The sequence below is a fragment of the Amycolatopsis japonica genome, from assembly GCF_000732925.1.
Classification (GTDB): Bacteria; Actinomycetota; Actinomycetes; order Mycobacteriales; family Pseudonocardiaceae; genus Amycolatopsis; species Amycolatopsis japonica.
The window spans coordinates 3,582,982-3,607,721 of record NZ_CP008953.1 but is presented as its reverse complement, the minus strand read 5'-3'; the positions used below and the strand labels follow the sequence as shown (position 1 = coordinate 3,607,721).

Annotated in this window: 25 protein-coding genes; 9 read left to right on the top strand and 16 right to left on the bottom strand. The window is 69.2% G+C overall.

Annotated elements, in window-relative coordinates:
- Positions 1-294: 294 nt before the first annotated feature.
- A complete protein-coding gene (locus tag AJAP_RS16905) occupies positions 295-564 on the top strand; it encodes a hypothetical protein (protein WP_038512693.1) in 270 nt (89 codons plus the stop codon).
- Between the two features lie 108 nt (positions 565-672).
- On the opposite strand, the gene pspAB is transcribed toward AJAP_RS16905, so the two are convergent.
- The 7 genes from pspAB to AJAP_RS16870 form a co-directional block, all read right to left on the bottom strand.
- Positions 673-1,230: a PspA-associated protein PspAB gene (pspAB, locus tag AJAP_RS16900; RefSeq protein WP_038512690.1), complete on the bottom strand. Its 558-nt coding sequence runs from the start codon at positions 1,228-1,230 to the stop codon at positions 673-675.
- 128 nt (positions 1,231-1,358) lie between these two features.
- The gene (locus AJAP_RS16895; protein ID WP_228694962.1) at positions 1,359-2,078 is read right to left on the bottom strand and encodes a GAF and ANTAR domain-containing protein; all 720 of its coding nucleotides are present in this window, start codon (positions 2,076-2,078) and stop codon (positions 1,359-1,361) included.
- A gap of 117 nt (positions 2,079-2,195) precedes the next feature.
- Entirely contained in the window at positions 2,196-3,056 is an 861-nt protein-coding gene (locus tag AJAP_RS16890) for a spermidine synthase (RefSeq protein WP_038512686.1), read from the bottom strand.
- A complete protein-coding gene (gene speD, locus AJAP_RS16885; protein ID WP_038512683.1) occupies positions 3,056-3,427 on the bottom strand; it encodes an adenosylmethionine decarboxylase in 372 nt (123 codons plus the stop codon). Before speD ends, AJAP_RS16890 begins: the two co-directional genes overlap by 1 nt.
- Complete coding sequence (locus AJAP_RS16880; protein WP_038512681.1) at positions 3,417-4,559, bottom strand: type III PLP-dependent enzyme; 1,143 nt, start codon at positions 4,557-4,559, stop codon at positions 3,417-3,419. Before AJAP_RS16880 ends, speD begins: the two co-directional genes overlap by 11 nt.
- A 44-nt stretch (positions 4,560-4,603) precedes the next feature.
- On the bottom strand, positions 4,604-4,792 hold the full coding sequence (locus AJAP_RS16875) for a hypothetical protein (RefSeq protein ID WP_037338802.1): 189 nt from the start codon (positions 4,790-4,792) through the stop codon (positions 4,604-4,606).
- Positions 4,793-4,930: 138 nt separating this feature from the next.
- On the bottom strand, positions 4,931-6,115 hold the full coding sequence (locus tag AJAP_RS16870) for an MFS transporter (RefSeq protein WP_038512678.1): 1,185 nt from the start codon (positions 6,113-6,115) through the stop codon (positions 4,931-4,933).
- A gap of 93 nt (positions 6,116-6,208) precedes the next feature.
- Here AJAP_RS16870 and AJAP_RS16865 point away from each other — a divergent pair, with 93 nt between their 5' ends.
- From AJAP_RS16865 to AJAP_RS16855, 3 genes are all read left to right on the top strand, one after another.
- Positions 6,209-6,712, top strand: coding sequence for an Lrp/AsnC family transcriptional regulator (locus tag AJAP_RS16865; protein ID WP_037338807.1), 504 nt, complete (start codon positions 6,209-6,211; stop codon positions 6,710-6,712).
- 12 nt (positions 6,713-6,724) lie between these two features.
- Positions 6,725-7,288, top strand: a complete 564-nt coding sequence (locus AJAP_RS16860) for an RBBP9/YdeN family alpha/beta hydrolase (protein WP_051972488.1) — start codon at positions 6,725-6,727, stop codon at positions 7,286-7,288.
- Between the two features lie 97 nt (positions 7,289-7,385).
- Positions 7,386-9,770 carry an ATP-binding cassette domain-containing protein gene (locus tag AJAP_RS16855; RefSeq protein ID WP_038512671.1) on the top strand — a complete coding sequence of 795 codons (2,385 nt, stop codon included), beginning with the start codon at positions 7,386-7,388 and terminating at the stop codon, positions 9,768-9,770.
- Between the two features lie 114 nt (positions 9,771-9,884).
- Here AJAP_RS16855 and AJAP_RS16850 read toward each other — a convergent pair whose 3' ends face one another.
- Both AJAP_RS16850 and ligD read right to left on the bottom strand, forming a co-directional pair.
- Positions 9,885-10,958: an IS110 family RNA-guided transposase gene (locus tag AJAP_RS16850; protein WP_038508549.1), complete on the bottom strand. Its 1,074-nt coding sequence runs from the start codon at positions 10,956-10,958 to the stop codon at positions 9,885-9,887.
- A gap of 320 nt (positions 10,959-11,278) precedes the next feature.
- On the bottom strand, positions 11,279-12,217 hold the full coding sequence (ligD, locus tag AJAP_RS16845) for a non-homologous end-joining DNA ligase (RefSeq protein WP_174492027.1): 939 nt from the start codon (positions 12,215-12,217) through the stop codon (positions 11,279-11,281).
- A 53-nt stretch (positions 12,218-12,270) separates the two neighbouring features.
- Between ligD and AJAP_RS16840 the strand changes: the two genes are divergently transcribed.
- Positions 12,271-12,945 carry a TetR/AcrR family transcriptional regulator gene (locus AJAP_RS16840; RefSeq protein WP_038523241.1) on the top strand — a complete coding sequence of 225 codons (675 nt, stop codon included), beginning with the start codon at positions 12,271-12,273 and terminating at the stop codon, positions 12,943-12,945.
- Here the strand turns inward: AJAP_RS16840 and AJAP_RS16835 are convergent.
- Positions 12,890-13,219: a sporulation protein gene (locus tag AJAP_RS16835; protein ID WP_038512669.1), complete on the bottom strand. Its 330-nt coding sequence runs from the start codon at positions 13,217-13,219 to the stop codon at positions 12,890-12,892. The genes AJAP_RS16840 and AJAP_RS16835 overlap by 56 nt on opposite strands.
- On the bottom strand, positions 13,219-13,785 hold the full coding sequence (locus AJAP_RS16830) for a TetR/AcrR family transcriptional regulator (RefSeq protein ID WP_038512666.1): 567 nt from the start codon (positions 13,783-13,785) through the stop codon (positions 13,219-13,221). The genes AJAP_RS16835 and AJAP_RS16830 overlap by 1 nt, the downstream gene beginning before the upstream one ends.
- A gap of 86 nt (positions 13,786-13,871) precedes the next feature.
- On the opposite strand from AJAP_RS16830, the gene AJAP_RS16825 reads away from it, so the two are divergent.
- Positions 13,872-15,026 (top strand): agmatine deiminase family protein, encoded by a 1,155-nt coding sequence (locus AJAP_RS16825; protein ID WP_038512663.1) that lies wholly within the window; start codon positions 13,872-13,874, stop codon positions 15,024-15,026.
- On the opposite strand, the gene AJAP_RS16820 is transcribed toward AJAP_RS16825, so the two are convergent.
- The gene (locus AJAP_RS16820; RefSeq protein ID WP_174492026.1) at positions 15,014-15,673 is read right to left on the bottom strand and encodes a GntR family transcriptional regulator; all 660 of its coding nucleotides are present in this window, start codon (positions 15,671-15,673) and stop codon (positions 15,014-15,016) included. The two genes, AJAP_RS16825 and AJAP_RS16820, sit on opposite strands and share 13 nt — an antisense overlap.
- Before the next feature lie 103 nt (positions 15,674-15,776).
- On the opposite strand from AJAP_RS16820, the gene AJAP_RS16815 reads away from it, so the two are divergent.
- Positions 15,777-16,577, top strand: a complete 801-nt coding sequence (locus AJAP_RS16815; protein WP_038512659.1) for a carbon-nitrogen hydrolase family protein — start codon at positions 15,777-15,779, stop codon at positions 16,575-16,577.
- A gap of 106 nt (positions 16,578-16,683) precedes the next feature.
- On the opposite strand, the gene AJAP_RS16810 is transcribed toward AJAP_RS16815, so the two are convergent.
- The 3 genes from AJAP_RS16810 to AJAP_RS16800 form a co-directional block, all read right to left on the bottom strand.
- Positions 16,684-18,009 carry an alpha/beta hydrolase family protein gene (locus AJAP_RS16810; protein WP_148311520.1) on the bottom strand — a complete coding sequence of 442 codons (1,326 nt, stop codon included), beginning with the start codon at positions 18,007-18,009 and terminating at the stop codon, positions 16,684-16,686.
- On the bottom strand, positions 18,006-20,327 hold the full coding sequence (locus AJAP_RS16805; RefSeq protein ID WP_038512656.1) for a penicillin acylase family protein: 2,322 nt from the start codon (positions 20,325-20,327) through the stop codon (positions 18,006-18,008). The genes AJAP_RS16810 and AJAP_RS16805 overlap by 4 nt, the downstream gene beginning before the upstream one ends.
- Before the next feature lie 98 nt (positions 20,328-20,425).
- A complete protein-coding gene (locus AJAP_RS16800; RefSeq protein WP_038512653.1) occupies positions 20,426-21,004 on the bottom strand; it encodes an ArsR/SmtB family transcription factor in 579 nt (192 codons plus the stop codon).
- A gap of 249 nt (positions 21,005-21,253) precedes the next feature.
- Between AJAP_RS16800 and AJAP_RS16795 the strand changes: the two genes are divergently transcribed.
- Both AJAP_RS16795 and AJAP_RS16790 read left to right on the top strand, forming a co-directional pair.
- On the top strand, positions 21,254-22,459 hold the full coding sequence (locus tag AJAP_RS16795) for a lytic transglycosylase domain-containing protein (protein WP_038512650.1): 1,206 nt from the start codon (positions 21,254-21,256) through the stop codon (positions 22,457-22,459).
- Between the two features lie 112 nt (positions 22,460-22,571).
- Entirely contained in the window at positions 22,572-23,000 is a 429-nt protein-coding gene (locus tag AJAP_RS16790; protein WP_038512648.1) for a pyridoxamine 5'-phosphate oxidase family protein, read from the top strand.
- 45 nt (positions 23,001-23,045) lie between these two features.
- On the opposite strand, the gene gcl is transcribed toward AJAP_RS16790, so the two are convergent.
- Positions 23,046-24,740, bottom strand: coding sequence for a glyoxylate carboligase (gcl, locus tag AJAP_RS16785; RefSeq protein WP_084098199.1), 1,695 nt, complete (start codon positions 24,738-24,740; stop codon positions 23,046-23,048).

Here is a 24,740-nt window from a genome sequence, read left to right as displayed (position 1 = left end):
TCGTGGTCTCGCCGGACCATTGTCCGGCAGATTCCCGGAAATCAATCCTGCCCACGGCCGTATTCACCCGCGTGCGGATTCGCGATCGGCGCGCCGGCGCATTGTCCCACCGCCGCCGTCACGGCCGTCCTTTCGACGCCAACCCGTGACCCGCCGTACCCGTCCGGCGACCGAGTGGGGTCTTTGTGCCCTCGATGGCACAACCTTCGGCGCTGACCGGAACGGCACTCGGTACCTCATCGTCGTAGGGGACGAATTCGACGGGCGTGACCGCGGGGAGAGGGTGACCGGGACGTGACCACGAGAATCTGCGAGACCCGCCGCCGTCCCGGCACGCACGCCTCGGCCCGCCGGGTGCCGCTCGCCCCCGAACTCGAGCGGCTGCCGAGGGTCGTGGCGAAACCGGAGACGCACGGCTCACTGCTCGACGACGTCCTGACCGCCATCCGGCATCTCGACGGCGCGGCCCTCGCCACCCGGTCGCGACGCCGCTTCCCGCGATGGAGCCCGCGGGACCGGCGCGTCCAGCGGCTGCGCGGCTGGCTCAGCGGCGTACCCGGCTGACCCGTCACTCGCGTGATTGAGGGCGGAACTCGCGTGATGGGAGCCGGAACTCGAGAGTTCCGGCTCCCATCACGCGTGTGACGGCTCCAAGCACGCGAGTTCCGTCGGTCATACCGGGCGCCACCGGCCGATGTCGGACTCCATCGGCACGATCCGGGTCAGCGACGAGCGGATCTTCAGCTCCATCGCCCTGTCCCGGCCGCGGGTCCCGCGCGGCGCGTACGGGTAGAAGGTGCCGCGTTCGCGCCGGTAGACCATCGTCAGCCTCGGGTGACGCATGTCCCGCACCTCGGCGAAGTCGACCGCCGTGTGCAGCAGCCACGACGCGAACCCGGCCTGAGCCAGCCTCTCGTTGACGTCGACGAGATCGTCGAGCAACCAGCCGAGGTCCCCGTTCTCGCGCCAGCACCGGACGATCGTCCGCCCGTGCGCGTCATTGGTGACCAGGTTGCGGCGGGCGGAATCCCCGGCGAGGCCGGCGATGATCTCCGCCTCCGTCTCCGTGCCGGGACGTCCCTCCGCGACGAAGCAGACCGTCCCCGATCCGGTGGGCGCGAGCCCGTGACCGGAGCGCAGTGCCAATACCGCCGCACTCAGATCCAGCAACGGAAGCAGGCTCGGCCGTACCGACCGGCTCCGCCCGAGCAGGGTTCCCAACAACGCCATGACTTCACCGCACCTTTCATTCTGGGTGAAGCCTTTCCCATTTCGTCCTCGCGCCCTAGGGCCGCACGGTCGCGCGTTGCCGGGGACAAGTCATCGGTTCCGGTGACCAACGGCCCTTTCGACAGTGGTCACCGGTTTCGCGGCCGGAGAAGTTTCCGGGTGTCCAGTGTTCCTTCGACGACGCCGCGTGCGACGTCCGCCAGCTTCTTGTTCGAACCGCGGGCGAAGGAACGCATGCGGTGGAATGCGGTGCCGAGGTCGATACCGGCGCGTTCGGCGAGCATACCCTTCGCCTGCTCGATGACGACCCTGCTGTCGAGCGCCTTCTGCAACTGTTCCGACAGCGTCCGGTAATGCCGCAATTCCCGCTGCTGCAGAAGGCACAGCGTGGCGACGTCGGCGAGCGCACGGCCCAGCCGGTGGTCCTCGACGCTCAGCACGACGGTTTCGGCGCTGAGGAAGGCGATCGAACCGACGGTTTCATCCATCGCCCGCAACGGAAGCGCGGAAACCGCGGCGAAGCCTTGCCCTGCCATCCTGGCGACGTAACCCGGCCAGCGCGAGACCTCGGCGGAGAGGTCGTGTACGGCGATGTCCTTCCCGGTTTCGAAGGATTCGAGCGCGGGCCCTTCCTCCGCCACCGCGGGAGGGCGTTGCAGTTTCAGACCTGGCAGGAAGACCTCGGTGGAATCGATCGGCAGCAGTCGTGAGCATTCGCTGGACAGGGTGTCCACGACCCGGTCCGGCCCGAGATCTTCCGTGACGCTCGCGGTCAAACTCGCGAACGCGGCACAGACCGCGGGCTCTCTGTCCGCTCTGGCGGCGATTTCCGTGTCCCAGCTACCCACTAGAGGAATTCTGGCCCGCACCGCGACACCCGGCAACGACCAGATGGAGGATCCTGTGACCGAGCGCCACGCACAGCGACGACCGGCGATCCCGGCGGGGAAACGCTCGCCGGGTTCTCAGTGGCTCCGCAAGGAAAACGGCGGCACCGTGTTCGCCTTCAGCGCGTCTTCGTCCAAAGTAGACTCCCCGATCCCCGCCTTGCCGATCCTTTCCGCGACGAGGGCGCCGGGATCGGCGAGCGCGTCGGCCCTGCCGGTCAGGAAGGCCCACTCATGCTCGTCCGAACCGTAGTAGAGCACGGTCCCGAACGACTCGGTGAACCGGCGCCACGCCGTGCTCAGCGTCTGGTTGCGCCACAGCGTCGGGCAGCCGGCCTGACAGCCGACCACGCCACCGTCGGTGAGCAGCGCCGTGCACCTCGCCAGGAAGTCGGTTCCGTACAGGCGGTTGTGCTGCGCCGCCGGATCGTCGTTCTCGTCCGGCAGGTCGATCACGACCACGTCGTAGGAGTCGCCGCGCTCCCGGGCTTCGGCGAGGAACTCCCAGCCGTCGCGGTAGTGGACACGGACCTTCCCCTCCCCGCGTTCGGCACGGGCGAGATCGTCGAGGGTGTAGCCGTACGGAAGATGCTCGGCGCAGACACGCACCGCTTCGGCGTCGATGTCGACGTGGTCGACCACCTCCGCCCCGGCCGCGACGGCGAGCTGGGACGCGACTCCTTCGCTGGACCCGATGATCAGCACCCGCTCGACACGTTCGGCGAGCAGCAGCGTCGGCACCATCAGCGCCTCGTGGTAGACGAGCTGGCTCAGCTCGGTGCTTTGCCGTTCGTCGTCGCAGAAGAGCGAGACCCCCTGCGCGGTCCGTCCGATGAGGACGTTCTGGAACGCGGTGCGGCCCTCGAACAGGACCTCCTCGACGTCCCAGTTCCGGGTGAGCCCCGCGCCCATCGGCTCGACGATCACTCGCTGCGCCATCAGTTCTCTCCTCGTTCCACAGTGGACATCCGGACGGTGCCGGCGCCCAGCATCTTCGCCAGCAGCGCGACCGCGCGCTCCGGATCCGCCCGGTCCCCGCAGGTGAACACGTCGACGAACACCGAGCCGATCTCCGGATAGGTGTGCACCGACGCGTGTGATTCGGCCAGCAGCGCGAGCACCGTGACCCCTTGCGGGGCGAAGGAATGCGACACGACCTCGCAGACCGTCGCCCCCGCCTCGGTCACCGCTTCGGCGAGGGTCTTCTTGAGGAGTACGGCGTCGTCGAGCAACGACGGCTCGATCCCCTCGAACTCCGCGAGTACGTGGCGGCCGGCGAACCGGCCGACGAGTGGTTCTTCAGCCGGCATCGGCGAACCTCCCCACACAATAGGTGCGCAACGGCTCGATTCCGTTGAAAGCGACGGAAGAATAGCTGGCGGTGTACGCCCCGGTGCCCGGGATGTCCAGCCGGTCGCCCGCCTTCAACGACCTCGGCAGCGCGCACGGCGTCCGCTGGTACAACACGTCGTCACCATCGCAGGTCGGCCCCGCGAGGACCACCGGTCCTTGCGGTCCCTTGACGCCGACGGGCTCCAGCCGATACGCGACGGCTTCGTTCTCGCACTCCGCCATTCCGTTGTACCTGCCGACGTCGAGATAGACCCAGCGGCGTTCGTCGGCGGCCGCGCGAGTGGTCACGAGGACGACTTCGGTCCTGATCAGCCCGGCGTCGGCGACGATCACCCGGCCCGGCTCCAGCAGCAGTTCCGGCTCCGGGAGATGCTCGCGGAGGGCGGCGTGGATCGCCGCCGCGTAGTCCGTCAGCGACGGCACGGGCTCCCGGTGCTCGGTGGCGAAACCGCCCCCGATGTTCAACCGCTCCAGTACGACGCCGGCCTCGGCGGCGACCTTGGCCGCGGTCGCGATCCCGATCTCCCAGGCGGCCGGATCCGGCTGCTGCGAGCCGACATGGAACGCGATTCCCGGGCGCAGCCCGGCTTCCACGGCCTGGCGGAGCAGTGCCGCGGCCACCGCCGGTTCGCAGCCGAACTTGTGGCCGAACGGCGTGACCGAGTCCGGGCCGCCGGTGAGCAGGCGGACCGAGACCAGCGAACCGGGCGCGTGCTCGGCCAGATTCGCCAGATCGCCGGCGGAGTCCGTGGTGAATTCACGGACTCCGCGCGCATAGGCGAAGGCGATGTCCGCCGGTTTCTTGATCGTGTTGCCGTACGCCAGTTCCGCCGGCCGCGCGCCCCGGGACAGGCACAGCTCGATCTCCGCCGTACCCGCCACGTCGAATCCTGCGCCGGTCGACGCCACCGCGTCGAGTACCTCGGGAGCCGGGTTCGCCTTGACCGCGTAACGGATCAGCGCACCCGGGAAAGCCGCCGAGACCGCGGCCGCACGCTCCGCGACCAGGTCGGTGTCGACGACCAGGCACGGCGTCGGCGGCTCGCGATCCGCCAGGAAGGCGCGGATCCGGTTCAGGCTTTCGGTCACACGCCCCAGGGTGTCAAAGGCCGATCACCGGCCTGGAACCCGGGTCACGCCCGGTTGTCCCCCGAGGCCTGCTCCGGCAGGTCGACCCCGTGTTCGGCGGCCAGTCGCTCCAGGTTGGCCAGATCGGCGCCGACGGCCGAGGCCCGGTCCTCGTCAGAGGCCTGCTTGGCGATCTGAACGTCCTCCCTCGCCTGCCGTACCCGGTCCCGCAGATTCACCGCGAACTCGCTCATCGTGCACCCCCGATCTCCCGCACCTTGTGTGCTTTCACCCTAGGACCCTCCGAATCGGTCACCCACGTGATCTGCGTCATCACGGGTTCGTTCGCGTCGGAGTGAAGCAGTATGACGGCTGCGCCGGGCTTTCGCAGATCAGCGGAGCCCGGCTTTTTCACCGGGCTCCCGCACGACCGGCCGCCGGGCTAGCACCGCGAGCGGGGCGAGGGCGCACAGACCCCCCGCGACGCCGACCAGGACGTAGCCACCCAGGCCGAACAGCTGCCCGGCGAGCAGGCTCGCCCCGGCCGAAGTCCCCCAGACGAAGGCGTCGACCGTGCCCTGCGCCCTCGACCGCTGGGCGGCCGGGAGATCGCGGCTGAGCATGCTGCTGCCGCCGACGAAGACCAGGTTCCAGCCGTAGCCCAGCAGGAACAGTGCGACCGGGATTCCCACGTGATGCGAATCGGGGGCGCCGATCACGGTGACCGCCGCGACGGTGAGCGTCCCGATCCCGCCGAGGATGGCCGCGCGGCCGCCCCAGCGGTCGGCGATCCAGCCGGACAACGGCGCCAGCGCGAACATCCCGACCAGATGGGCGCTCAGCACCCAGCCGACGACGTCGAGACCTTGGCCGTGCTCGTGCAACTGGACCGGGGTCATCGTCATCACCGCCACCATCGCCAGCTGCGCGCCGACCATCGCCACGAGCGGCCCGAGGACGGCGGGGTTCCGCACGGACATCCGCTCCCGCTCGGGTGCGCCCTCCGCCGGGACGGCGAGGCCTCGCGGCAGGGTGGCGACGGCGACCACGGCGATGGCCACGACGATCGCACCCGCCGCGATCGGACCGGACAAAGCGGGAAGATCGACGGCTTCCGCCCTCGCCGCGGCGGGCGCGATCAGGGCGGGCCCCGCGACCGCGCCGACCGTCCCCGCCCAGACCATTGTGGACAGTGCGAAACCCTTGCGGTGCTCGGGCGACAGGTCGGCCGCGGTGTACCGGGAGAGCTGCGCCCCGCTGTTGCCGAAGCCGATCAAGGGCATCCCCGCCACCAGCGCGAGCACGGATCCTCCGAGCACACCGGCGAACGAGACCAGCGCGCCCGTCACCGCGGCCCCGTACAGCAGCACCAGGACGAGGCGCCTCCCGAACCGCGCGGCCAGCGCTCCCGACGACAGCGAACCCATGGCGGAACCGAGTACCAGCACGGCGCTCGGCAACCCGCTCCACGCCGCGCCTGCGTGCTCGACCATGATCAACGCGGCCGTGGTGGACAGGCCGACGACCGCGGTGCTGAGACAGGCGACGCCCATGAAGAGCGCGAACATCGGTTTCATGATTCAAACCTAGGGATTCCCGGCGCCGCGGCGAATAGGCTGACGAAGGCCTCGCGGGGGTGCGAGGCGCATCATGGAAGGAATCCGGGCGCGATGACCTTACGATCGGAAAGGGCGCTGGACGACCTCGACTGGCGGCTCCTCGAAACACTCCAGGCCGACGGCCGGCTCTCGTTCAAGGAACTGGGCCGCCGCGTGAACCTCTCGGCGCCCGCCGTCGCCGAACGGGTCCGGCGGCTGGAGGAGGCGGGTGTCATCACCGGGTATCGCGCCCAGGTGGACGCGCACCGCGCCGGGTACGGCCTGCAGGCGTTCGTCGAGATGCGCTGCTCGCTGGGCAGCTGTCTGCTGCGCACCAGCAAGTCGGAGGACTACCCCGAGGTGGTCGAACTGCACCGGCTCAGCGGAGACCGCTGCACCATGCTGAAGGTGCGGGCCGTATCGCTCGAACATCTCGAAGGCCTCTTCGAACGGCTGGGCAAACACGGCGAGATCAGGTCGTCGGTGGTGCTGTCGACGCAGTACGAGGGCAGGCCGGTCGGGCCGCCGGTCGAGGACTACCTGAAGGCGACCAAGAGCGAGGGCTGGAGCGTCTGAATACTGGGGCCCATGACCTTGCTCTTCGCCGACGGCTGGTTCGGTCCCGAGCCCGGGGACTGGCAGTCCGTCTGGCTCGACCGTTACCCGGGTTCGAAAAGGTTCGTCCAGGACGACTGGGACTCACCCGTCCGCGAGGACTGGGTCGCCCGGCTGGACGAGGCGATCGCGGAAGCGGCCGATCCTCCGGTGCTGGTGGCGCACAGTCTCGGCTGCCTGACCGTGCTGCACTGGCTCGCGGCCGGGGGCGACCGGCCAGTGCGCGGCGCCCTGTTCGTCACGCCGCCCGACGTCGAGGAGAACCCCGAACCCGCGCTGGCCGGGTTCGCCCCGATCCCCCGCCTCCGCCTCCCCTTCCCCGCCGTCGTCGCCGCGAGCGCGAACGACCGCTGGATGACCCCGGCCCGCGCCCGGTACTTCGCCGGGGTCTGGGGCGCCGGATTCGCGGACATCGGTCTCGTCGGACACCTCACCGGAGCGCACGGGCCGTGGCCCGAGGGCGAGAAGCTCGTCGCTCCCCTGCTCCGGGAAGACGGATCAGGAATCGAGAAGCGGAAGGCCCCCGAACTCACCTAGCGTGATCGTCGTCGAAGACGAACGGCTCGAAGCTGGTTAGATCGAGCCCGGTGAGGCTGACGGAACGTCACGCGGCCCCCATGAGGATGGAGAAACGATGCGCAAGACCTCCCGGCCGCAGGCGCCCGAGGAACACCCCGCCGACAGCCACGACCTGATCCGCGTCGTGGGGGCGAACGAGAACAACCTCAAGAACGTCGCCGTCGAGCTGCCGAAGCGACGGCTGACGGTGTTCACCGGCGTCTCCGGATCGGGCAAGAGCTCCCTGGTCTTCGACACGATCGCGGCCGAGTCGCAGCGGCTGATCAACGAGACCTACAGCACCTTCGTGCAAGGCTTCATGCCGACGCTGGCCCGGCCCGAGGTCGACGTGCTCGACGGCCTGACCACCGCGATCATCGTCGACCAGCAGCGGATGGGCTCCGACCCGCGCTCCACGGTCGGCACCGCCACCGACGCGTACGCGATGCTCCGCATCCTCTTCAGCCGGATCGGGAAACCGCACATCGGTTCGCCGCAGGCGTTCTCGTTCAACGTCGCCTCGATCTCCGGCGCGGGCGCCGTGACCATCGAGAAGAGCGGCCGGACCACCAAGGAACGCCGCGAGTTCAGCATCACCGGCGGGATGTGCGCCCGGTGCGAAGGCCGGGGCAAGGTCAACGACATCGACCTCACCGCGCTGTACGACGACACCAAATCCCTCAACGAGGGCGCGCTGACGATCCCCGGTTTCTCCATGGAGGGCTGGTACGGCCGCATCCTGCGCGGCTGCGGTTTCTTCGACCCGGACAAGCCGATCAAGAAGTACACCAAGCGGCAGCTGGACGATCTGCTCTACAAGGAGCCGGTCAAACTCAAGATCGACGGCATCAACCTGACCTATTCGGGGCTGATCCCCACGATCCAGAAGTCGTTCCTGTCCAAGGACCGCGAGGCGATGCAGCCGCATATCCGCACGTTCGTGGACCGGGCGGTCACCTTCGCGGTCTGCCCGGAATGCGACGGGAGCAGGCTCAGCGACCTCGCGCGGTCGTCGAAGATCAAGCGGATCAACATCGCCGACGCCTGCCGGATGCAGATCAGTGACCTGGCCGACTGGGTCCGCGGGCTCAAGGAGCCGTCGGTGGCGCCGCTGCTGGAGAAGCTCCAGCACACGCTCGACTCCTTCGTCGACATCGGACTCGGCTACCTTTCCCTCGACCGGCCGTCCGGCACGCTTTCGGGTGGCGAGGCGCAGCGCACGAAGATGATCCGGCACCTCGGGTCTTCGCTCACCGACGTCACCTACGTGTTCGACGAGCCCACCATCGGGCTGCACCCGCACGACATCCAGCGGATGAACAACCTGCTCCAGCAGTTGCGGGACAAGGGCAACACGGTGCTGGTCGTCGAGCACAAGCCGGAGACCATCGCCATCGCCGACCACGTCGTCGACCTCGGCCCCGGCGCGGGCACCGCGGGCGGGACGATCTGCTTCGAGGGCACCGTCGACGGCCTGCGCTCCAGCGACACCATCACCGGCAGGCACCTCGACGACCGGGCATCGCTCAAGGACAGCGTCCGCAAGCCCACCGGCAAACTGGAGATCCGCGGCGCGGACCGGCACAACCTCCGGAACGTGGACGTCGACGTCCCGCTCGGCGTCCTGTGCGTCGTCACCGGCGTCGCGGGCTCCGGCAAGAGCTCCCTGCTCCACGGATCGATCCCGGCCGACGAGGGCGTGGTCTCGGTCGACCAGACCCCCATCCGTGGCTCGCGGCGGAGCAACCCCGCCACCTACACCGGGCTGCTCGAACCGATCCGCAAGGCGTTCGCCAAGGCCAACGGCGTGAAGCCGGCGCTGTTCAGCGCCAACTCCGAGGGCGCCTGCCCGACCTGCAACGGCGCGGGGGTCATCTACACCGACCTCGGCATCATGGCGGGCACCGCGACCACCTGCGAGGAATGCGAAGGCAAGCGGTTCCAGGCTTCGGTGCTGGAGTACACCTTCGGCGGCAAGAACATCAGCGAGGCACTGGAGATGCCGGTGTCCGAGGCCGTGAAGTTCTTCGGCGAGGGCGACGGACGCATCCCCGCCGCGCACGCGATCCTCAGCAGGCTCGACGACGTCGGGCTCGGCTACCTCAGCCTCGGCCAGCCGCTCACCACGCTTTCCGGCGGCGAGCGGCAGCGGCTGAAGCTCGCGACGCACATGGGCGACAAGGGCGGCGTCTACATCCTCGACGAGCCGACCACCGGTCTGCACCTCGCCGACGTCGAGAACCTGCTCGGCCTGCTGGACCGGCTCGTCGACGCGGGCAAGTCGGTGATCGTGATCGAGCACCACCAGGCGGTCATGGCGCACGCCGACTGGATCATCGACCTCGGCCCCGGCGCCGGGCACGACGGCGGCAAGATCGTCTTCGAGGGCACGCCGTCCGACCTCGTCGCGAGCGCTTCGACGCTCACCGGTGAACACCTGGCAGCCTACGTCGGCAAGTGACCCCCTGCCCCCTTGCCGCATTTAGTCCTCTAAATGCGGGAAGGCACGGGATCGCACGCGTCGCGAAAGCCACTTTCGCAACGTTGAAGGTTGCGAAAGATGCTCCTATTGATGTCAAGGGGTGTGGGTGAGGGTGGCGAGGTCTGCGATGAGGGCTTGGTGGATTTCGCGGGCTATGTAGCGTTTGAGGCAGCGGATGATGTGGCGTTTGGGGAGTCCTTCGGTGGTGCGTCGTTCGACGTAGGCGCGGGTGCTGGGGCAGTGGCGCATGCGGACGATGGCGATGCGGTAGAGGGCGGCGTTGGCGTGGCGGTCGCCGCCGCGGTTGAGGCGGTGGCGGGTGGTGCGGCCGCTGCTGGCGTGGATGGGTGCGGCGCCGCAGAGGTGCGCGAAGCGGGCTTCAGTGGTGATGCGGTCGGGGTTGTCGCCGGCGGTGGTCAGGAGTTGCGCGGCGGTGTCGGGGCCGACGCCGAACAGGGCGGTGGTGGCGGGCAGTGCCTGCCGGGTCAGGGTGGCCAGTTCTGTTTTGGTGTCGGTGATTTCGTCGGTGAGGTGCTGGATGCGGCGGGCGAGGCGGCGTAGCGCGGTTTTGACGGCGGTGCGCGGGTCGGTGAGGTCGGTGCCGGGGCGGAGCCGGGCGCAGGTGGTGATCAAGGTGGTGCCGGTGAGCGGGGTGAGGGTTTCGCGCAGCGCCGCGGGGGCGGTGACGATCAGGGCGTCGAGCTGGTTGAGCGCGGCGGTGCGGGACTTGACCGCTCCGTTGAGTGCTGTGCGCAGTGCGGAGATCGCCGCGGCGGGGCCAGTGCCTGCTTTCGGGGTCGTGCCGGCCTGACCGGACAGCACGGCGCGGGCGGCGTTGATCGCGTCCTGGGCATCGGTTTTCCCTGCGCGGCGGCGGGTGTGCCGGTCGGGCTGGTTGACCTCCACCACCGTGACGTCCTCGGCGGCCAGGTGGCGGGCCAGCCCGGCGCCGTAGGAACCGGTGCCCTCGACACCCACCCCGGTGACCACGCCAAACCCGCCCAACCAGGCCAGCAGAGCCGTGTATCCGGCCGTGGTGGCCGGGAACGTGCGGGTCCCCAGACACCGCCCGAGGTGATCCAGCGCGGCGGCGGTGTGGGTGTCCTTATGGGTATCGACCCCGCCGGTCACCAGGGTCGTGTCGACGGCATGCTGCTGATCGGTCATCCTGGTCACTGCCATTCCGTGTCTCGATCGGGTTGAACGGATGGCACGTACCGGGCCGGGATGGACAACACAGTGATGGGTGTCCTGGTGGCACAGGCTCCTATCAAGTCACATCCCCGGCCTGGTCACGTGCATGAACAGAGACCCAGCACGAGCCGGCAGATCTTTCGCAAGACAACCCCAACCAGGGCGTCAGTGGCTTTCCGAGCCAGACCCCGCCAGAACTCCATCCACACACATCATCATCACTGTGGCTTTCGCAACGCCACCGGGCAAGGCCCACGCCTTCCCGCATTTAGTCCTCTAAATGCGGCAAGGGGTCACTCGCCGTCGGTATCGAGGCCGTCGCGATCGGCCCATTCGAGCAGGGTGTCGAGCGAGTACGCCGTGTCGTCGATGCCCGCGTGCAGGTCGCCGAGTTCGGCGAAACGCGCGGGCACGGTGGCGATCGTGAAGTCGCGGGGCTCGACGTCGTCCACCTCGTCCCAGCGGATCGGGGTCGAGACGACGGCTTCCGGCACGCCGCGGACCGAGTACGCACTCGCGATGGTGTGGTCACGGGCATTCTGGTTGTAGTCCACGAACAGCTTCGAGGGATCGCGGTCCTTGCGCCACCAGGTCGTGGTCACCTCGTCAGGCATCCGCCGCTCGACCTCGTGCGCGAAGGCGAGCGCCGCCCGGCGCACCTCCTGGAAACCCCATCGCGGTTCGATCCGAACGTAGACGTGCATGCCGTGCCCGCCGGAGGTCTTCGGGAAGCCGGTGATGCCGAGTTCGTCCAGGATCTCGCGGACGGTGCCGGCGACCTTCCGCACGGTGGAGAACGGGCAGTCGGGCATCGGGTCGAGGTCGATCCGCCACTCGTCGGGGCGTTCGGTGTCGGCGCGGCGGGAGTTCCACGGATGGAACTCGACGGTCGACATCTGCACCGCCCAGATCACGTCAGCGGGATGGGTGACGCACAGCTCGTAGGCGTGCCTGCCGGACGGGAAGTCGACGCGGACCGTCTGCAGCCAGTCCGGGGCACCGTTGGGGACCCGTTTCTGGTGGACCTTGTCCCCCGACACCCCGGACGGGAACCGGTGCAGCATGCACGGCCGTTCCCGCAGCGCCCGCACGATCCCGTCGCCGACCGCGAGGTAGTACTCGACGAGGTCGAGTTTCGTCTCACCCCGCGCCGGGAAATAGACACGATCCGGGTTCGAGACGCGCACCGTCCGGTCGCCGACCTCGATCTCCACCGCCGAGCTTTTCGCCATACGGGGAAACTAGCCCGAAAGTCATCGATCCGCGCTCTGCCAGGATGAACGGCATGGCACCACGGACCCGCGCGGAGGCTTTGTCCCGCGAGCGCATCGTCGAAGCGGCCGTCGAACTGCTCGACGCGGACGGCGAACGCGGGCTCACCTTCCGGACGTTGACCGAGCGCCTCGCCACCGGCCCCGGGGCGATCTACTGGCACGTGCCGAACAAGGGCGCCCTGCTCGATGCCGCGACCGCGTCCGTCATCGCCGCCGCCCTGACCGTCGACGCCGGACGTTCGCCCCAGGACGAGATCCGGGCCATCGGCCTGAGTCTGTTCGAAGCGATCGAGAGCCACCCATGGCTTTCCCCGCAGCTCGCCCTCCAGCTTTCCCGCAGCCCCCGGGGTTCGGTGACACCACGGATCTTCGAAGCCATCGGACAGCGGGTCAGCGCGCTGGGCATCCCGGAAAACACCTGGTTCACCGCGACCTCGGCGCTGGTGCACTACGTCTTCGGCGCCGCGGGCCAGAACGCGGCGAACTCCCGGGTGCTCGGGCCCGGGGTGGACCGCGCCGAATTCCTCCGTGCCGCGGCGAACGCGTGGGAAGACCTCGACCCCGCCGAGTTCCCCTTTCTCCGGTCCATCGCCGACGAGGTCCGCGAGCACGACGACCGGGAGCAGTTCCTCACCGGGATCGAACTGATCCTCGCCGGGATGACCGGTGGATCGCGGCGACCATGACCGCGAACACCGCGCCGAGGAAGGTCACGTCCACCGAAGGCACCCAGCGCACGTCACCGCCCTTGACCACGTAGGCCCCGACGGGCCGCGCGGCGAGGATGAACCCGCCGCCCTCACCTTCCTTGCCCTGTTCGCTGCCGTGCCCGCCACCGCCACCGCCGATGACACTCGCGGCCGGGATGATCACGACGCCGTCCTTCTCCACCGGTTCGCCGTAGACACGCCGGACGGTGAGGTTGTCACGCATGACACCGACGATCTTCTCGAGCCCCATCAGGTCCCCGCCCTGTCCAGTTCCAGCGCGATCGCGCCCCTCAGGAGTTCCCGCGCCCGGTCCAGCTCCATCGAACCAGAAAGCCACCGCTCGCTGAGCCCTTCGACCAGGCCGGTGAGCCGTTCGGCGGCGTCTTCGGCCCGGACATCGGCGCCGTCGACACTCCGGATCACTTCGGCGACCTCGTCCACCCAGATCCGGGTCGACTCGGCCAGCGGTTCGCGCAGTTCCGGGGTGAACACGGCACTGGCCCGCAGCTCGCCCCAGGCGGTGCTGTTCTCCCGCACCGCCTGCGTGTCCTGAAGTTCCCCGAACAGCAGGAGTTCGAGCTCGGCGCGGGGATCCGCCGCCTCGGCCGCGGCCTCTTCGGTGTACGCCGCGGCGCGGTCGCTGACGAATTCCAGCGTCTTGCGCAGCAGCCCGGCGCGGTTCGTGAAGTGGTAGTAGATCAGCGACGTCGAGATCCCGGCCTCGGCCGCGATCTTCTCGACCCGCAGGCCTCGCACACCGCTGCGCGCGATCACCCGCACGGCCGCTTCCAAGATCTTCTGCTGACGTTCGACCACGGGTGATCACCCTAGCGGTTTCATCCTGACTGAATTTTCAGTCAGGATGCTATCGTGTCCACACCGGTCCGACCAAGGAGTGCAGAGTGTTCGCTTCGTCCCTTCCCCGTCGCACGATCCTGCGCGCCCTGACAGCGGTCGGCGCGGTCGCCGTCGGGAGCGCGGGATGTTCGGAGAACCCGGCCGCGCCCGCTCCGGCGGCCGACTCGCCCGAGCCTGCAGCCGCGGCGGCTCGCAGGCTGGGCGCCGAATGGGAAAGTCACGCGCGCACCTACCTGTCATGGCCCGCGTCGAAGTCCATCTGGGCGGAGGATCTGCCCGCGGTCCGAGAGGAGATCGCTGGTCTGGCCAAGGCGATCGCCGGCTACGAACCGGTGGTGCTCCTCGCCCGCCCCGAGCACGCCGACGCCGCTCAGCAGGCTTGCGGGGACACGGTCGAGGTCGTCCCGATCCCGGTCGACGACCTGTGGGCACGCGACACCGTCCCGGTGTTCGTCGAGGAGGGCGGCAAGGTCGCGGGGGTCGATTTCAACTTCAACGGCTGGGGCGGCAAACAGAAGCCGCACGACAAAGACAACGCCGTCGCGAGGTCCGTGCTGGGCAAATACGGGCTGGCCCGCACGGAAACCTGGATCACCGCCGAGGGCGGCTCGTTCGAGACCGACGGGGCCGGCACGTTGATGGTCACCGAAAGCTCACTCGTCAACGACAACCGCAACAAGGGAAGGACCCGCCAGGACATCGAGGACGAACTGAAGAAACTGCTCGGCGTCCGGAAGGTCATCTGGTTCGCCGGCGTACGCGGCGAGGACATCACCGACGCGCACGTCGATTGCCTGGCCCGGTTCACCGCACCCGGCGTCGTCCTCCTGGACAAGGCCGCGCCCGGGACCCCGCCCGATTCATGGTCCCGCGCGGCCGATCAGGCGAGGTCGGTACTCGCGAACGCCACCGACGCCGACGGCAAACCCTTCAAGGTGGTCGACCTCGTCCAGCCGGATCCGGACAAGGTCGAAGGCTACGGCGAAGACAGCGTGATCTCGTACGCCAACTTCTACGTCGCGAACAAGTCGGTCTTCGTGCCGAAGTTCGGCGACGCCGAGGCGGACGAGCGTGCCCAGCAGGTCTTGCGCGAGCACTTCCCCGGCCGCGAGATCGTGCCGGTGAAGATCCCGACGATCGCCTCGGGCGGCGGCGGGATCCACTGCTCGACGCACGACCAGCCGGGTCAGCCTTCCTGAGGCAGCACCGACATCACCTCGGACACCGGGCGCAGATGCTCCTCCAGCAACCGCGATGCTTCCTTGGCGTCGTGGTCGTTCAGGGCGGCGACGAGCGCCCGGTGTTCCTCGTTGATCACGGTCAGCCGTTCCGGCCGGGCCTCCAGCGCGCGGACCGTGACGCGCTGCTGCCGCGAACGAAGGGTGTCGTACAGCTCGGTCAGGACGGTGTTGCCCGCGGCGTTCACGATGGCGCGGTGGAAGCGGCGGTCGAAGCCCGAGACGGCGAACCAGTCGCGTTCGGCGCCGGAGCTCGCCATCGCCTCGATGAGTTCCGGCAGTTCGGCCGGCGCGCCCGCCCGGTTCGCGCAGAGCGTCGCGATGGCGTGCCCTTCGATCAGGCGCCTGCTCTGGTAGACCTCTTCCAGTTCCCTGGCGGTGACGGTGCGCACCTGCGCACCCTTGCGCGGCAACAGGCTGATGAACCGCTCCGCGGCCAGCCGGTGGAACGCCTCGCGCACCGGCGTCCTCGACACGCCGACGACACCGGAAACCCACATCTCGTCGAGGAAGCGGCCGCCTTCCAGCTCACCCGAGATGATTCCGTCGCGTAGCCACGTGTAGACCCGCTCACGCGCCGGGCCGCCCCCTTCGGCGGTCACAGTCATCTCGTTCCCCCTCTATGCCGTCACTTTCCGCGACTGAGCCTACACCTGGACCAGCCAAGTATCCATCATGTATACAAGAGTTCCACTTATCGGAAGGGGTCCCATGGTGCACGTCGCGGTGGCGCAGTTCGCGCCCGGCAACGACAAAGAGGCCAACCTCGCCCGCGTCGCCGCCCTCGTCGGCGAAGCGGCCGATCGCGGGGCGCGAGTGGTCGTGCTGCCCGAGTACTCGTTGTTCACCGTACCGACGATGAGCCGGGAATTCGTGACCTCGGCCGAAGAACTCGACGGCCCGTTCGTCACCGAACTGCGCGGGCTGGCGAAGGACCGGCAGATCACCGTCGTCGCGGGCATCAACGAAGCGCTCCCCGGCGGCGAGCGGATCTCGAACACCCTCGTCGCGGCCGGTCCCGACGGCGCCATCGCCGCGCTCTACCGCAAGCTGCACCTGTACGACGCCTTCGGTTTCCGCGAATCGGAGCTGGTCCGGCCCGGCGACATCGAAGCGCCGGAGACGTTCGAGGTCGACGGGATCACCTTCGGCCTCCAGACCTGCTACGACCTCAGGTTCCCGGAGGTCACCCGCCGCCTGGTCGACGCCGGCGCGGACGCGGTGCTCCTGCCCGCGGAGTGGATGCCCGGACCGCTCAAGGAGGACCACTGGACCACCCTGGTCCGGGCCAGGGCGATCGAGAACACGATCTACCTCGTCGCGTCGGGGCAGGCCGCGCCCGCCGGTTCGGGACACAGCATGATCGTCGACCCGATGGGCGTGGTCGTCGCCTCGCTCGGCGAGCGCACGGGGACGGCGACCGGCGAGGTCTCGGCCGAGCGGATCTCCGAGGTACGCGCCAAGAACCCGGCACTGGAACTGCGCCGGTTCGCCGTCACCCCGAAGTCCTGAGTATCTTCTGACCCGGAGGTCCGTTCGTGAAGACACGCCCTCGGGCGTGGTGACGCGGCTTCCGTACGCCTGGGTGCCGGGTGGCCGCCCGGCACCCAGGCTCATTTCACGGCACCAGCAGTCCCCAGTGGACGGCCCACGGGACGAACAACGCGGCGCCCGCCAGCAGCAGGCCGACTCGGACTCCCCCGCGTTCCTTCCCACGCCACCACGAAACCGCTGTCACCGCACCGGCGGCGACGACGCCGACCGCGATCAGCTGCAACGCGAGCCAGGGCAACGTCCGTCCGAAAAGGACCGGACCCGGCGCCATCGCCGCCCCCATCGACAGGGTGATGTAGTAGGCGAGGAACCCCGCCGTGGCGACCGTCCCGGTCGACGCGAGCCAGCGTGCGGGCCCGGCGAGCGGAACGCTTTCCCTGCGACGGAACAACGCCGTCACCGGATAGGCCGCGAACGCGAGCAACGCCAGCGCCCAGACCCCGATCTGCACCCACGGCGCCTCGTACCAGGCGAGCGGTGCGAGGGCGACGCTCTGGCTCGCCTGGACCGGAGGCGGGTCGGCCGACGGCCCGTCCTTCGTTCCGTTCACCCAGTTCGCCACGAGTTCGAGGTAACCGGGGGCGAAGCCGTCGAGCTTGTCGAAACCGTCGGTGGTTCGCCGGAGCCCGTGCTGGGCCTGGGGGAACACCTTCAGCGTGTACTGCCGGTTCCCCGCCCGGTCCAGCGTTTCCCGGAAGATCCGGACGGCCTCGCCGGGCGGGGTGAGCCGGTCCAGTTCACCCCACAGCCCGAGCACCGGCTGCCGCACCTTCTCCAGCACCGGCACCGGGTCGTATCCGGCCTCGGGGAAGGCACCCGCACCCGCGAGGGTCCGCATGTTCGTCGAGGCCACCATGTCCACCATCGAGCCGGTGACCCCGCCCCGCCGTAGATAGGTCTCGAGCGCCCACGCCTGCTGACGATCGGGCGAGACCCCGTTGGCGCCGACGGTGACCGCGAAGGCGACGTCCTTCGACTTCGACGCCGCCAAGGGCGCGACCCAGCCCCCTTCGCTCAAGCCCCACACCCCGACGCGGGACGGATCCACGCCGGGACGCGAGCGCAGTGCCTGCACGGCGGCGAGCGCGTCGTCGGCCAAGACCGAGTAGTCCCGCTCGAACAGCGAATAGCCCTCGGTCCGCTTGTCGTAGATCAGGGTCGCGATTCCCGCCTTGGCGAAGGCTTCCGCCTCGGCACGGTAATCGTCCCGGTCGTGTTCGCCGGACCCGTGCACCATGACGATGCCCGGCGCCGGTCCGCCGCTCTCCGGCGCGACCACCGTTCCCCGCAGGGTGACTCCGTGGCTGGTGAACGAGACTTCGCCGTCCGGAGCCGCCGCAGGCAGCGGTGACGAGACCGCCACGACGGCCGCGAGCATGGCCGCGATCATCGCCTGCTCACCCGGAGCACCTCGAGCGACGGCGACGCGAGGATGTCCTTCTCGCAGTACCGTTCGGCGACCCACTGCTTGCGCGAGTACAGCTCCGTCTGGTCGCTGTGGTGCGCCGACTTCGGGTTCACGGACTGCGAGTAGGTCATCAGCGTCGTCGTGTCCGGGCATCCGGTCCCGTTGAACGCCACGACGTGCAGATACGTCCCGCCGTGCGTGAACTCGGTGTACCCACGGGCCGGATCCCAAGGTCCGCCGAGGGAGTTGTAGACCCCGCGGCCCGCGGTTCCGCCGCCCAGCGGGATCTTCCGGCCGTCGCGGACGACGTAGTGGTTGTCACCGTACGGCGCGTCGAGCGGGATCTTCGCCGCCCGCAGCTCCGAAACGGCGTCGGAGAGCGCCTTGCGGATCGCCGCGTTCCCCGTGTCGAGCGTGTTCGGCGTGTGCACCGGATCCTTGACGTCGAACGGGTTCTTCCAGATCTCCGGCCCCATCCGGTCCACCGCGGCCCAGAACCGGTCGAAGAGCAACGCGCCCCGGCTGCCGGCGTCCGAACGACCGTCCCAGCCCGCCAGCGCCGCGCAAGCTTCGTCCAGCCCCGGCATCGTGCGGCACATCGCGACGACGTCGGCACGCACGAGTTCGGCGGCGTGGTCCCGATTCGAGAACATCAGGTCCCGCATGGCTTGCCCCGTGAAGCCGCCCTTCTTCAGCTGGTCGGCGATCTCGACGAGACCGGCACGCGTCCGCATGTTCTGCTCGTAACGGACCGGGCCCACGATCCTGGGGTAACCGGTCTTCGGCTCGGCGGGGTTGACCAGCCAAGAGCTGTCGTTCGAGTTCGCCGCGTAGTCCGACCGGCTCAGGCTGGGCAGGCTGGACGGCCCGAAAGTACCCGGCCGCAGCGCGTCCCGGTCGCGGCCCCAGGCGCACGCCGTCTTGGAACCGTCGAGCACCGCGACCCCGTTGGCGTCGAACAATTCCTTGCCCAGCGGCGTGTTGCAGCGCGCGGCCTTCTCGTCGGTGACGTGCGGGACCCCGTGGATCTGGCTGAACTCCACGCGACCCCGGTCGTCGGTGGCGAGGATGTTCATCCACGGCAGCCCTTGGGTCTCGCGGACCGCGCCGATCATCTCCCCCGCCGTCCTGGCGCGGGCGATCGAGAACATGGAGTTCGTCATCCCGAGGTTCGTGGCGTTGGCGTCCGCGATGGCGAACGCGCTCGACGCCGTCCACGGCAGCTCGCGCTGCCCGAGCCGGGTCGTCACCGGGCCGTACCTCGTCGTCCACTGTGGACGTACGACGCGCTCCAGGCTGCCGTCCGCCTTGCGCGACAGCACACTCACGTCGGAACGGCGCATCCGCTCGGGCTTCCCGTCGACCAGGTACGTCGTCGACGAGCCGGGCACGAGCTTCAGCTCGAACAGCGTGTACGTGCGCGTGGTGTCGGTGGCGGTTCCGCTCCAGGCCGCGGTTTCGTTGTGCCCCAGCCACATCAGCGGAATCCCGGGGATGCCGGCACCGCTGACGTTGAGCTTGCCTGGCAAGGTCACCTGTGACTGCCAGAGCCTGGTCCCGCTCAGCTGCCACGGCAGGTGCGGGTTGGCCAGCGAGACACCGCGTCCGTTCGCCGACGCGGAGGAGCCGATCGAGATCGCGTTGCTGCCGATCCCGGTCTCCCCGAGCATCTGTTCGGTACCGCCGCCCGCGGGCGGGGCCCCGGGCAGCGACGAGGTGATCGAGTCGGCGACGCCGCCCTGGCCGAAGATCATGCCGACCGCGTGACTGTGGCGGTACACGTCCAGTTCGGTGATCGGCTTCAGCCAGCCCGCGCCCCGGCAGGCCGGGTCGGTGATCTCGCCGGTGCGCAGGTACTTGTTGACCCCCTCGACGTAACCGCGGATCAGTTCGCGGACCTCGCGGTACGGCCCGCGCGGCGCGGGCGCCGACAGGAGCCGCTCGACGGCGCCGCTTTCGTTGAGGCCTTGGAAATACAGGTCGCTCGCGAGGTTCGTGCTCGCCTGGCTCACCCCGCTCGTCGGCGGTGCGTCCGGCCCGAGCCAGCGGGAACGCTCGGCCCGCGTCGTGACCGCGACGTCCGCGATCGCGCAGATGTTGTCCTTGGCCGCGGCGAATCCCTGCCCGAAGCCCAGGCTCGCCCAATCGTTCGCCACGATGTGCGGGATGCCGTATTCGGTGTAGCGGATGGTGGCGTCCGACCGGGATCGCCCGTCCGGCGGTTGCGCGGCCGCCGCGGTCCCCGCCGCGAGCAGGCTCGCCGCGGCGCACACGGCCGTGATTCTCTTCCAGAGCAGCATGCTGCTCCCCCTTTGTGTGTGGAGTGGTTCGTGAAGACACGCCGTCCGGCGTGGTGACGCGATTCCGGTGGTCGAGTGGCCGCTCTCCCACCGGTTTTTCAGTTCCCTTCCTGCACCTCCCCGTCCGCGTCCGGGAACGCCGTCCAGCGCACGAGCACCTTCCGCGCGTCCGGGCCCGGCTCCGGCCGCCAATAGCGGCGCAACAGCTCCAGGTATTCGTCGAAGAACTCTTTGAGCTCTTCGAGGTTCACGTAGACCGAGCCGCGCGAGAACACCAGCGCGTCACCCCATTCGCCCAGCTCACCGCGACGCTCGAGGAAGGTCGCCAGCTGTTCGAGGTCTTCGGTGAACGCCGCGCGCTGCGCCTCGTCGAACACGGCGCGCATCTCGTCGTTCTGCTCGCTGCGCCGCGGCCAGCGGATGTCGCGCTGGCGGGCGCGCCACCAGCGCTCCTTGCCGTGCGCGAGCTCCGGCGCCTCGTCGACGAAGTCGTATTTCGCCAGTTCCCGCAGGTGATAGCTGGTCGCGCCCGAACTCTCCCCTAGTTCCTTGGCCAGCTTCGTCGCCGTCGCGGGGCCGCGGCCCAACGCCTCCATGATCCGGCGGCGCAACGGGTGCATCACCGCCTTCAGCACGGCGGCGTCGGCGATCTCTTCGGGTGGCGGCGGACCGGTCATGACACCAAAGTAGCCGTGCAAAGGAGATTGTGCAAAGGCCTCTTTGCACGCGGTTCAGACCACTCCGCGGGGCGGCCGGGGATTCTGCTGACGATTCGGTGAACTCAGCGTGAAATTGACAACTTCACTACGAAGGTCTTGTGCCGCGAGGACGAAAACTCGACAGGATCGCGGGTTTTTCGTTGCGTCGTCCCCGAAAACCGGCTCTATCGGATAGTTTTGCGCGGAGTCGACCTTGCGGGAGAGAACATGCCGAAGCACCGCCCTCGACAGACGGACAAGTTGTCCGCCCGGCACCGGACGGCCTTCGCGCTCGCCGGCGGCGCGCTCGCCGTGCTGCCCGCGGTCACCGCGTCCGCGGGCCCCGACGCCCCGATCGCCGCGCCGAAGCCGTCCGCGCCGCAGAACCAGGCCGCGGCCTGGCAACCGCCGGCGGGCACGGTCCCGGAGATCGCCGTCGACGGCAGCCTCCCCGAGCCGCCCACCCCGGATCCGCTGACCGTCCCCGGGCATTCCGGCAACATCGGCGGCGCGTTCGCGCCGTCGGGCGCGCTCGGCATCCCCGCCAGCATGATGAAGGCGTACAAGAACGCCGCCGACATCCTCGCGAAGGAACTGCCCGGCTGCCACATCGACTGGGCGCTGATCGCCAGCATCGGCCGGATCGAATCGAACCACGCGCGCGGTGGTTACGTGGACGCCAAGGGCAACACGCTGGAGCCGATCCTGGGCCCGCAGCTCAACGGCGCCGGCCCGTTCGCGGCCATCCCGGACACCGACGGCGGCAAGTACGACGGCGACACGGTGTGGGACCGCGCCGTCGGCCCGACGCAGTTCATCCCCTCCACGTGGAAGGGCTACGCCTCCGATGGCAACGGCGACGGCGAGTCGAACCCGAACAACATCTACGACGCGACACTGGGCTCCGGCCGCTATCTCTGCTCCGGCGGGGTCGACCTGACGTCCGAGCAGACCCAGCGCGTGGCCGTGTACCGCTACAACCACTCGCTGTCCTATGTGGACACCGTGATCCGCTGGGCGGTCGCCTACCGCGGCGGCGTCGCGACGATGCCGGACAGCCAGGTCCCCGTCGGCGCGCCGGACTCCCAGGACGTCGCCGCCGGTACGCCCGACGGCCAGGTCCCGGTGCCGACCCTGCCCGGCACTCCCCCGCCCGGCACGACCACGCCGGGTCCGACCCCGCTGCCCGGCACGTCCGTCCCGCCGAGCAGCAGCACGCCGCCGAGCAGCTCTTCGCCGTCGAAGCCGACCAGCACGCCGCCTTCGTCGACGCCTCCCTCGTCGACCCCGCCTTCCTCGACACCGCCTTCGAGTACTCCTTCGTCCTCGACGACGCCTCCGCCGTCCAGCACGTCTTCCGCGGCGCCGTCCTCGACTCCGGCGGGGAACACCGGCGAGACGTCCCCGACCAGCAGCACTTCCCCGACCCCGTGACGCGGCTTCCGACTGCGGCTTGATGCCAGGCCCGGTCCGTAGCCCGGAATGCCCTGAAGTCGGACCGCGTTGTCGCCTGTCGTAGATCACCTACGAGAGAAGCGAGACACGGATGTCGTCTTTCGTCATGACCGCCGAGGAACGCGAAGCCTTCCTGAGCGAGGTCCACATCGGGGTCCTGGCCGTGGAGCGGGAAGGGCGGGCCCCGCTGGCCGTGCCGGTCTGGTACGACTACGAGCCCGGCGGCGAACTGCTGATCTGGATGGACGGCGGTTCGGTCAAGGACAAGGCGATCAAGAAGGCGGGCAGGCTGAGCCTGGTCGCGCAGTCGGAGACGCTGCCGTACAAGTACGTGACGGCCGAGGGGCCGGTCATCGCGAACGACGCGCCGCCGACCAGGGAGCAGGCGCTGAAGATCGCGCAGCGCTACCTGCCCGGCGACGAGGGCACGAAGTACGTCGACGGCGCGCTCAGCGACAACTCCGTGCTGGTCCGTGTCCGGCCGGAGAAGTGGCTGAGCAACGACCAGGGCAAGGCCTGACCGCACGACGGTGTCCCGGCGGGCGAGCCACCGGGACACCGTCGTTCAGCCCGCGATCGGCTCGAACTCGACGACGCTGTCGAGCGCCTTGCCCATCGCGGCGTTCCCTTCGCGTTCGATCATGATCTCCACCAGCACCGGCCGCGACGTCCGCTCGGCCTCCTTGCGCGCCCACTCCAGCGAAGCCCGGATCTCGCCCGGCTCGGTGACGCGGGTGCCGGAGCAGCCGTAGGCCTCCATGACCTTCACGTTGTCCGTGCCGATCTTGTCGTAGTGGATGTCGACCTCGAAGTTCATCTCGTAGCCGGTTTCGGCCTGCCGGATGAGCCCGAGGTACTCGTTGTTCAGCATGATCAGCACGAACCCGACGTCGTACTGCGCGGCCACCGCCAGCTCCTCGACCAGGAACTGGAACGAGTAGTCCCCGACGACGCCGACGACCTCGGCCTCCGGTTTCGCCTTCTTGACGCCGATCGCCGCCGGGATCTCCCAGCCGAGCGGGCCTGCCTGGCCGCACACCTGGTAGTGCCGCGGCTTGTGCGCGCGCTGGAACTGCCCGGACCAGATCTGGTAGAGCCCGATCGCGGTGACGAAGTAGGCGTCCTCGCCGTAGAACTCGTTGATCTCCTTGAACACCCGAGGCGCCTTGATCGGCGTGTCCTCGAAGTCCTCACGCCGCGGCAGGCTCTCCTTGAGCTCGCCGATGCGCCGCGGCCACGCGCGATCCCGCGCCGGGGAACGCTTCGACGCCGCCTCGATCAGCGCGTCCAAGAAGGCTCCCGTGTCCGACACGATGCCGAGGTCCGGCCCGAACACCTTGCCCAGCTGGGTCGGCTCGATGTCGACGTGGATGAACTTCCGGTTCCCCCGGTAGACGTCGAGGTCACCGGTGTGCCGGTCGCCGAACCGCGCACCGAGCGCCAGCACCAGATCCGCCTCGAGGAACGCCGCGTTCGCCCAGCGCTGCGAGGTCTGGATACCCGCCATGCCGGCGAACAGTTCGTGGTCCTCGGGGAAACTCCCCTTGCCCATCAACGTCACGCCGACGGGGACGCCGAGCAGTTCGGCCGTGGTGCGCAGCCGGTCGCTCGCGTCTCCGAGCACCACTCCGCCGCCCGCGAGGATCAGCGGCCGCTCGGCGGCCAGGAGCAGGTCCAGCGCCCGCTCGACCCTGGCCGGGGACGGCGTCGCCCTGATGACCGGGAGCGGCGAGTCGATGCTGGAGTCCCATTCGATCTCCTGCCGCTGGACGTCGATCGGCAGGTCGATCAGCACCGGGCCGGGACGGCCGGACCGCGCGATGCGGAACGCCTCCCGGAACACCCACGGCAGCTGGGCGGCCTCCTTGACCTGCACCGCCCATTTGGTCACCGGCTTGGCGATCTCGACGATGTCGACGGCCTGGAACGCCTCGGTGTGCAGCTTCCGCGAGTCGGCCTGCCCGGTGATGCACAGGATCGGGATCGAGTCGGCCTGCGCGGTGTAGAGGCCGGTGATCATGTTCGTCCCGGCGGGCCCGGAGGTGCCGATCGCGACGCCGACGTTGCCGGTGGTCCTCGCCCAGCCGTCGGCCATATGGGTCGCGCCCTCTTCGTGGCGCACGATCAGATGCTCGATGCCGCTGTCCTGCATCGCGTGGTACAGCGGGAGGATCGCGGCGCCCGGACACCCGAAAGCGGTGTCGACGCCCTCACTGACCAGGACGTCGACGACGGCCTGCATGGCGGGGATTCTGGGCAT